8 protein-coding genes and 1 riboswitch are annotated in these 8384 nt (G+C 69.4%); of the genes, 5 read left to right on the top strand and 3 right to left on the bottom strand.

Annotated elements, in window-relative coordinates; genetic code table 11:
* The 3 genes from ACHFFZ_RS16335 to moaA all read right to left on the bottom strand — a co-directional run.
* A partial coding sequence (locus ACHFFZ_RS16335) for a molybdenum cofactor biosynthesis protein B (RefSeq protein WP_394277650.1) occupies positions 1-423 on the bottom strand: 423 nt, incomplete at its 3' end.
* Position 424: 1 nt separating this feature from the next.
* Complete coding sequence (locus ACHFFZ_RS16330; protein WP_394277649.1) at positions 425-658, bottom strand: MoaD/ThiS family protein; 234 nt, start codon at positions 656-658, stop codon at positions 425-427.
* Between the two features lie 2 nt (positions 659-660).
* Positions 661-1677 carry a GTP 3',8-cyclase MoaA gene (moaA, locus tag ACHFFZ_RS16325; protein WP_394277648.1) on the bottom strand — a complete coding sequence of 339 codons (1017 nt, stop codon included), beginning with the start codon at positions 1675-1677 and terminating at the stop codon, positions 661-663.
* A 58-nt stretch (positions 1678-1735) separates the two neighbouring features.
* On the opposite strand from moaA, the gene ACHFFZ_RS16320 reads away from it, so the two are divergent.
* From ACHFFZ_RS16320 to scpA, 5 genes are all read left to right on the top strand, one after another.
* Positions 1736-2149: a molybdenum cofactor biosynthesis protein MoaE gene (locus ACHFFZ_RS16320; RefSeq protein ID WP_394277647.1), complete on the top strand. Its 414-nt coding sequence runs from the start codon at positions 1736-1738 to the stop codon at positions 2147-2149.
* A 1-nt stretch (position 2150) separates the two neighbouring features.
* Positions 2151-2837, top strand: a complete 687-nt coding sequence (locus ACHFFZ_RS16315; RefSeq protein ID WP_394277646.1) for a HesA/MoeB/ThiF family protein — start codon at positions 2151-2153, stop codon at positions 2835-2837.
* A 120-nt stretch (positions 2838-2957) separates the two neighbouring features.
* Complete coding sequence (locus ACHFFZ_RS16310; RefSeq protein WP_394277645.1) at positions 2958-3389, top strand: DUF6918 family protein; 432 nt, start codon at positions 2958-2960, stop codon at positions 3387-3389.
* Positions 3390-3555: 166 nt separating this feature from the next.
* Positions 3556-3797, top strand: a riboswitch (cobalamin riboswitch).
* 83 nt (positions 3798-3880) lie between these two features.
* Complete coding sequence (mutA, locus tag ACHFFZ_RS16305) at positions 3881-5770, top strand: methylmalonyl-CoA mutase small subunit (protein ID WP_394277644.1); 1890 nt, start codon at positions 3881-3883, stop codon at positions 5768-5770.
* Positions 5767-7965, top strand: a complete 2199-nt coding sequence (gene scpA / locus ACHFFZ_RS16300) for a methylmalonyl-CoA mutase (RefSeq protein ID WP_394277643.1) — start codon at positions 5767-5769, stop codon at positions 7963-7965. Before mutA ends, scpA begins: the two co-directional genes overlap by 4 nt.
* The last annotated feature ends 419 nt before the right edge of the window (positions 7966-8384 follow it).

The raw sequence follows: 8384 nt of genomic DNA, 5'->3' as shown, positions 1-8384 counted from the left end.
CCCCGCGACATCGCGCGCTCCCCCGCGGGAACTGGGGGCGTTGATCACCAGCACCCGGCCGTGCGCGGCCGTCACCAGCCCGGCGACGGCCCGCGAGAGCAGGCTGACGCTGGTCTTGGCCGCACCGCGGCGCCGGATCTCCTCGCTGATGCCGGGCAGCTCGTCCAGGCCGAGTTCGCGTGTCACGTCGGGCACGACATCGCCGGGGCGGATACCCGTGCCGCCCGTGGTGAGCACCACGTCCGACTCGGCCACTGCCTCGGTCAGGGCCACGCGCACCAGGCGCTGGTCAGCGCCCACGACCTGCTGCTGCACAGTGCACCCGAGCCGCTCCAGTGCTTCTGCGAGGATCGGCCCGGCGCGGTTCTCGTCGGGGTCGACGACGGCGCGGTCGGAGACGACCACGATGCGGGCCCGGGTCACCTCAGCCGCCGGTGAACGGCGGCAGGACGTCGACGACGGCGGCCTGGTCGGGCCACGGGTCGTCGGCTGCCAGGCTGCGGCCGTCGGCCAGGAAGGAGCAGCGTGGCAGCACGTGCGCCACGCCCGGGCGCAGTCCCACCAGCACCTGGCTGACGCTGCCCTGCTGGGCGGCGTCCACCTCCTCCTGCGTGACGCCGGCGGCCTGGGCCGCTCCGGCGAACCACCTGATCTGCATGGTCATCCTCCGATCGCATTCATTGCTCGTGCGGGTTGCTCGAAGTCCTCGCCGAAGCCGCCGGCATCGCTGCCGTGGGCGCGAGGCTTGGTCCACATGCCTCCGGCCCACAGGGCCGCCAGCTCGGCATCACTGGCACCGCTGCGCAGGGGGCCGCGCAGGTCGGTCTCGGTGTGCGAGAACAGGCATGAGCGCAGCTGGCCGTCGGCGCTGATCCGAGTGCGGTCGCAGTTGCCGCAGAAGGGCTCGGTGACCGAGGCGACGATGCCGACGCTGCCCATCAGGCGGCCGTCGTCGAGCACTTCCCAGCGCTGGGCCGGGGCGGGGCCGCGGCCGGGGATCTCGCGCAGCTGGTAGCGCTCTTCGATCATGGCCCGGATCATCGTCGCGCTGATCAGGTTCTCGCGCGCCCAGTCGCGGGTGGCACCAATGGGCATCTGCTCGATGATGCGCAGCTCGGAGCCGTGGTCGAGGCAGAAGTCGAGCAGGTCGAGCAGCTGGTGGTCGTTGACGCCGGCCATCAGCACGGAGTTGATCTTGACCGGCCCCAGCCCGGCGGCGACGGCGGCACGGATCCCGTCCAGGACGCGGTCCAGTCCGTCGCGTCGGGTCATCTGGCGGAAGGTCTCGGCGTGCACGGTGTCGAGCGAGATGTTCACCCGGTGGAGGCCTGCCATGGCCAGTTCCTCGGCCCGCTCGGCCAGCCCGACGGCATTGGTGGTCAGTGCGATCTCGGTCTCGGGGTGGGCGAGGGCGATGCCGCGCACGACCTCGGCCAGGTCGGGCCGGGTGAGCGGTTCGCCCCCGGTCAGCCTGATCTTGGTGATGCCGCAGTGCTCGATGCCGACGTGGGCCAGTCGCACCAGCTCGTCGGCGGTCAGGATCGTGGTGCGCGGCAACCAGCTGATGCCGGTCTCGGGCAGGCAGTAGGTGCAGCGCAGGTTGCACACGTCGGTCACCGACAGTCGCAGGTCCCGTGCCGTGCGACCGAAGCGGTCGACGAGCGCTGCGGAGGTCATGCCCGACATTCTACGGCCCACTCCGTGGAATCTCACCATGCACAGTAGGCTCGCACCCATGCATGCAGCAGTCAGCACGACTCCACTGGACGTCGACGCCGCGCGGGCCGGCGTCACCGGTTCCAAGGACGGTGCCTGCGTCCTCTTCGAGGGAGTGGTGCGCGACCACGACCACGGGCGGGGCGTCACCGCACTCGCCTACAGCGCGCACCCCGACGCGGCCAAGGCCCTCGAGGCCGTGGTGCGCGAGGTGGAGCAGGAGTTCGGCGTGACTGCCTGGGCAGAGCACCGCGTCGGCGACCTGGTGGTGGGTGACGTCGCCCTGGTCGCCGCCTGCGCCAGCGCCCACCGCGCCGAGGCCTTCGCCGCCTGTGGGGCGCTGGTCGACCGGATCAAGGTGCGCGTGCCGGTGTGGAAGCACCAGCAGTTCACCGACGGCAGCACCGAGTGGGTCGGGCTGGGTGAGTGCTGAGATGACCCTCGAGGGACAGTGGAACCGCCAGCGGCGGATCATGGGCAGCGACGGCCAGCGACGCCTGGCCGAGGCCCGCGTGCTCGTCGTGGGCTGCGGCGGCCTGGGTGCCGGCGCGATCCCGGCGCTGACCTCGTCGGGGATCGGGCACCTCACGCTGCTCGACGACGACGTGGTGGAGGCCTCCAACCTGAACCGCCAGACCCTGTTCACCGCCGACCAGCTCGGTGGCTCCAAGGTGGAGCTGGCGGCCGAGCGGATGCGACGCCTCTCCCCCGGCGCCGAGGTGACTGCCCTGGCCCACCGGCTCACCGCCGAGGACGTGGAACTGGTGGCAGGCCATGATGTCGTGGTCGACTGCACCGACCGGGCCGCTTCGCGCCAGGCCATCTCGCAGGCCTGCCGTGCCGCGGGGGTGCCCTGGGTGTGGGCGGCCATCGATGCCTGGACGGCGGTGCTCAGCGTCTTCGCCCCCGGCCAGGTCCAGTGGGAGCAGGTGGTGCCACACCCCACCGAGGCACCGGAGCCGCTGGACATCATGGGCGCCACCCCGGCCCTCACAGGAGCCTGGCAGGCGGCCGAGACGGTCAAGCTGCTGCTGGGGCAGGGACGCAGCCTGGTGAACCGGCTGGCCGTGGTGGACCTGCTGGCTGGCGACGTGCGTTTCGTCGAGCTCTCGCCCGCCTGATCCGGGCGATCAGGCGGGGGGTCGCGGGGCGCCTCGTCACGGCTCCAGCTGCAAGAATGCACCTGTCCGCCCGTGGCCCCAGGGCTCCAGCCCGGCCACAGACCGAGCGAAAGGCTTGCCATGAGCTTCACCGATTCCCTGCTGGACCCCGCCAAGCGCCCCCAGGTGGTGCAGTCGCTGTCCACCGTGATCGACCAGGAGGTCGAGTCGAAGAGCGGTCTGGGCGGGATGGCCCTCAAGACCGCCTTCGCCAGCGCGAAGAAGATGAAGGAGGGCATCGTCCCCAAGGCCACCGACGCGATGCTGCCCGAGATCGCCGCCGCCCTGGCCCCCTACTGGGATGCCAAGGGCGGGCAGGACTTCGGCAGCTACCTGTCGAGCCGCTCCTCCGAGGTGGCCGACGCGCTGCTGGCCCTCGCCGACGCCAAGGCGGCCTCGCCCGACAATGCCGCGCTGGCCAAGGTCTACAAGCCGATCCGCGGCAAGGCCAAGGGCTGTGTCGAGGAGGCCCTGCCCCGGCTGGCGGCCGCCCTGACGCCCTACGTCGCCTGAGCCACTGCCCTGGCGCGAGGATCGGCCCCGGTTCCCCACGCGGGATCCGGGGCCGATCGACATCTGGGCTGGTCACCGACTTGTGATCTATTTCACAAGCAATTCACCTGTGGTTTGGCCACATTGGGAAATCATGGCCCCTCCTGCCCACGCGGACCTTGCCCCGGGTAGTCTTGGCATTGCTGGTTCGGCCTGCTCCGGCAGGTCGTCGCAAGAGGGAATCCGGTGCAAGACCGGAACTGTCCCGCAGCGGTGAATGGGAACGACGCCACCCGTCGGGCCCGCGAGTGATCGTGGACCGGACGTCAAGCACTGGGCCTGGCCTGGGAAGCGGTGGCCGAGGAAGGCACTCCCCCGGGAGTGAGGCGCCCATGAGTCCGAAGACCTGCCAGCAGGCACCGCGCCAGCCAGGTGCGGGGCGTCACAGGCCGAGGAGCACAACGTCAGGTCGTCCACACGGGCGACGACACCCTCATCGGAGCAGGAGTCCCATGACAACGATCGAGCCGGACGCCCGCGTCGGCGCAGGCGAGCTGAAGCTCGCCGGCGACTTCGCGAAGCCGGACATGGACCAGTGGCAGGCAGCTGTCGCCAAGGTCCTCAACCGCGGGCGACCCGAAGACAAGCAACTCAGTGGCGAGCAGTCGATCTCGCGCCTGCGCACCAGCCTGGTGGACGGCATCGAGATCGAGCCGATCTACACCCTGGCCGACGCACCCGAGAAACTCGGCGCCCCCGGTGTCGCCCCCTTCACGCGCGGCACGACGGTCCGCAATGGCGAGATGGATGCCTGGGACGTGCGCGCCCTCCACGAGGACGGCAATGCGGAATACACCCGCAAGGCCGTGCTGGCCGACCTGGAGCGCGGTGTCACCAGCCTGTGGCTGCGCCTGGACCCCGACGCCATCGCCGCCAAGGACCTCACCGACGACCTGGCCGACGTGATGCTCGAGCTGGTCAAGGTCGAGGTCTCCAGCCGCACCGACCAAGAGGCCGCCGCCGAGGCCCTGCTGGGCGTCTACGAGGGCAGCGACAAGCCCAAGAACCACCTCAGCCTGAACCTGGGCCTCGACCCGATCGGCCTGGCCGCCCTCAACGGTGGCACCCCGGACCTGTCGAAGCTCGCCGACTGGGTCAAGCGCCTTGAGGGCATGCCCAAGAGCCGCGCGATCGTGGTCGACGCCACCATCTGGCACAACGCCGGCGCCGGTGACGTCCACGAGCTGGCCTACGCACTGGCCACCGGCGTCGAGTACGTCCGGGCCCTGGCCAGCCAGGGTGTGGGCGTCGACGAGGCCTTCGAGACGATCAACTTCCGCGTCTCGGCCACGACCGACCAGTTCGCCACCATCGCCCGCCTGCGTGCGCTGCGCACCTGCTGGTCGCGCATCGGCGAGGCCTTCGGCGTGACGGAGTCCAAGCGCGGCGCCCGCCAGCACGCGGTCACCTCGTGGCGCGAGATCACCCGCGACGACCCCTATGTCAACATGCTGCGCGGCACGATCAGCACCTTCGGTGCCGCCATCGGTGGCGCCGAGGCGATCACGGTGCTGCCCTTCGACACCGCCTGGGGCCTTCCCGGTGACTTCAGCCGCCGCATCGCCCGCAACACGCAGATCGTGCTGGCGGAGGAGTCCAACATCGGCCGCGTCAACGACCCGGCCGGCGGCTCCTGGTACGTCGAGACGCTGACCACCAAGCTGGCCGAGGCCGCCTGGAAGGTGCTGGGCACCATCGAGGCAGCCGGTGGCATGGCGAAGGCCGTCGTCGACGGTCTCGCGATGAAGGAGCTAGAGCCGGTGATCGCCGAGCGCGCCAAGCGCCTGGCCACCCGCAAGCAGCCGATCACCGGTGTCTCGGAGTTCCCGAACCACACCGAGTCCGCCATCAAGTTCACGCCCCGCCCCGAGGCGCCCGAGCGCGCCGGCATCGAATGGCACCGTGACTCCGAGGTCTTCGAGGGCCTGCGCGATTGCGCGATCGACAACCCCGACGCCAAGGTCTTCCTGGCCTGCCTGGGTGCCCGTCGTGATTTCGGTGCCCGTGAGGGTTTCGCGGCGAACTTCTTCCATGTGGCGGGTCTGACGACCCCCCAGGCGGAGGGGACCGACGTGGACCAGATCGTGGCGGCCTTCAAGGAGTCGGGCAGCACCATCGCCTGCCTGTGCTCCAGCGCCAAGGTCTACGCAGACCTGGGCCTGCCCGTCGCCAAGGCCCTGAAGGAGGCCGGAGCCACCACGGTGATGCTCGCCGGCAACCTGAAGGAACTGGGTGACGACGCCGCACAGGCCGAGGGCGTCATCGACGACACCATTGCCATGGGCAAGGACGTGGTCGCAACCCTCGGCACCATCCTCGAGACGTTGGGAGCCTCCAAGTGAGCAACCAGCCCGAACAGATCCGTTTCGACTCCGTCGAGCTCGGCACCCAGGCCATCCCGGCCGACGCCGCCGAGCAGTTCGACAAGCTGCTGGCGCAGGTCTCCGAGTCCGTCGAGCGTTGGACGACGCCGGAGCTGATCCCCGTCGAGCAGTCCTACGACGAGCAGGCCTATGACGGCATGGACTTCCTGGAGACCATGCCCGGCCTGCCGCCCTTCCTGCGCGGCCCGTACGCGACGATGTACACCTCGCGTCCGTGGACCATCCGCCAGTACGCCGGATTCTCCACCGCGCAGGAGTCCAATGCCTTCTACCGCCGCAACCTCGCGGCCGGCCAGAAGGGCCTGTCGATCGCCTTCGACCTCGCCACCCACCGCGGCTACGACTCCGACCACCCGCGGGTGACCGGCGACGTGGGCATGGCCGGCGTGGCCGTCGACTCGATCCTCGACATGCGCCAGCTCTTCGACGGAATCCCGCTCGACCAGATGTCGGTCTCCATGACGATGAACGGCGCGGTGCTGCCGGTGCTCGCCCTCTACGTGGTGGCGGCCGAGGAGCAGGGCGTCAAGCCCGAGCAGCTGCAGGGAACGATCCAGAACGACATCCTCAAGGAGTTCATGGTTCGTAACACCTACATCTACCCGCCGCTGCCGTCGATGCGGATCATCGCCGACATCTTCGCCTTCACCAGCGCGAACATGCCGAAGTTCAACTCGATCTCGATCTCCGGCTACCACATGCAGGAGGCCGGCGCGACGGCCGACATCGAGATGGCCTACACCCTGGCCGATGGCGTGGAGTACATCCGCGCCGGCGAGTCCGTGGGCCTGGGCGTGGACCAGTTCGCTCCCCGCCTGAGCTTCTTCTGGGCCATCGGCATGAACTTCTTCATGGAGGTCGCCAAGATGCGCGCCGCGCGCATCCTGTGGGCCCGCCTGGTCAAGCAGTTCGACCCGAAGAACCCCAAGTCGATGAGCCTGCGTACCCACTCGCAGACCTCCGGCTGGTCGCTGACCGCGCAGGACGTGTACAACAATGTGATCCGCACCGGTGTGGAGGCCATGGCCGCCACCCAGGGCCACACGCAGTCGCTGCACACCAATGCGCTCGACGAGGCCATCGCCCTGCCGACCGACTTCAGCGCGCGCATCGCCCGCAACACCCAGCTGTTCATCCAGCAGGAGTCGGGCACCACGCGCGTCATCGACCCGTGGGCCGGTTCGGCCTACGTCGAGAAGCTCACCCAGGAGCTCGCGGAAAAGGCCTGGGCGCTGATCCAGGAGGTCGAGGAGGCCGGTGGCATGGCCAAGGCCATCGAGCAGGGCATCCCGAAGATGCGCATCGAGGAGGCCGCAGCCCGCGCCCAGGCGCGCATCGACTCCGGCCGCCAGCCGGTGCTGGGCGTCAACAAGTACCAGCTGGAGAACCCCGAGCCGCTCGAGGTGCTCAAGGTCGACAACGCCCACGTGCGTGCCGAGCAGATCGCCAAGCTGCAGAAGCTGCGTGCCGAGCGTGACGAGGCCGCCTGCCAGGCAGCCCTGGAGAAGGTCACCTGGGCCGCGGGGAATCCCGACCCGACCGATCCCGAGCGCAACCTGCTCAAGGTCTCCATCGACGCCATGCGCGCCCAGGCCAGCCTGGGTGAGCTGTCGGACGCACTGGAGAAGGTCTTCGGCCGCTACACCGCCCAGATCCGCACCATCAGCGGTGTCTACTCCAAGGAGTCGGAGGGTTCGAGCCAGATGGACGAGGCACGCAAGGCCGTGGAGGCCTTCGAGGAGGACGAGGGTCGTCGTCCTCGCATCATGATCGCGAAGATGGGCCAGGACGGTCACGACCGAGGCCAGAAGGTGATCGCCACGGCCTTCGCCGACCTTGGTTTCGACGTGGACGTGGGCCCGCTCTTCCAGACCCCCGAGGAGGCTGCTGCCCAGGCCAACGAGGCCGATGTGCACGTGGTCGGCGTCTCCTCGCTGGCAGCCGGACACCTGACGCTGGTGCCCGCGCTGCGCGCCGAGCTCGACAAGCTTGGCCGGTCCGACATCCTGATCGTGGTCGGCGGCGTGATCCCCGAGGGTGACTTCGAGGAGCTGCGCCAGGGTGGTGCCATCGACATCTACCCGCCCGGCACGAACATCCCGGATGCTGCCACGCGCCTGCTCAAGGCACTGCGTGAGCAGATGGATGCCTGATCGGGCCGTCGCCTGATCGTCGTCGGTGGCGTCATCCCCGAGCAGGATTTCGAAGACCTGCGCAAGGCCGGTGCCGTCGACATCTACCCGCCGGGCACCAACATCCCGGTGTGTGCCGTCAGCCTGCTCGACAAGATGCGCAAGGCCATGGACGCCTGAGTGTTCAGCATGCCTGATCCAGGTTGTTGATTGATCGCCTCGGGCGGTTCGAGTTCGCTCGGGCCGCCCGTGGCGCTTTCACACCCCGGAGCGTGCGCTCCGTAGTACTCCAACCAGAAGGAAGCAACGATGCCCCGCAAGATCGACGTCCCGGCGCTCGCCGAAGGAGTGCGCGCCTCGAATCGCGCCGCCGTGGCCCAGGCCATCACCCTCGTCGAGTCCAAGCTGCCCACCCACCGTCCGCTGGCCCGCCAGCTGCT

The sequence above is a fragment of the Luteococcus sp. genome (assembly GCF_043424415.1).
Classification (GTDB): Bacteria; Actinomycetota; Actinomycetes; order Propionibacteriales; family Propionibacteriaceae; genus Luteococcus.
Note: the sequence above shows the minus strand (reverse complement) of the source record. Positions and strands in the feature narration are given on the sequence as shown.

Excerpts from the sequence above, each read along its gene's own strand:
- ACHFFZ_RS16315 (WP_394277646.1), top strand. The coding sequence starts at position 2,151 with ATGACCCTCGAGGGACAGTGGAACCGCCAGCGGCGGATCATGGGCAGC.
- ACHFFZ_RS16320 (WP_394277647.1), top strand. The coding sequence starts at position 1,736 with ATGCATGCAGCAGTCAGCACGACTCCACTGGACGTCGACGCCGCGCGG.
- ACHFFZ_RS16310 (WP_394277645.1), top strand. The coding sequence starts at position 2,958 with ATGAGCTTCACCGATTCCCTGCTGGACCCCGCCAAGCGCCCCCAGGTG.
- mutA (WP_394277644.1), top strand. The coding sequence starts at position 3,881 with ATGACAACGATCGAGCCGGACGCCCGCGTCGGCGCAGGCGAGCTGAAG.
- ACHFFZ_RS16330 (WP_394277649.1), bottom strand. The coding sequence starts at position 658 with ATGCAGATCAGGTGGTTCGCCGGAGCGGCCCAGGCCGCCGGCGTCACG.
- moaA (WP_394277648.1), bottom strand. The coding sequence starts at position 1,677 with ATGACCTCCGCAGCGCTCGTCGACCGCTTCGGTCGCACGGCACGGGAC.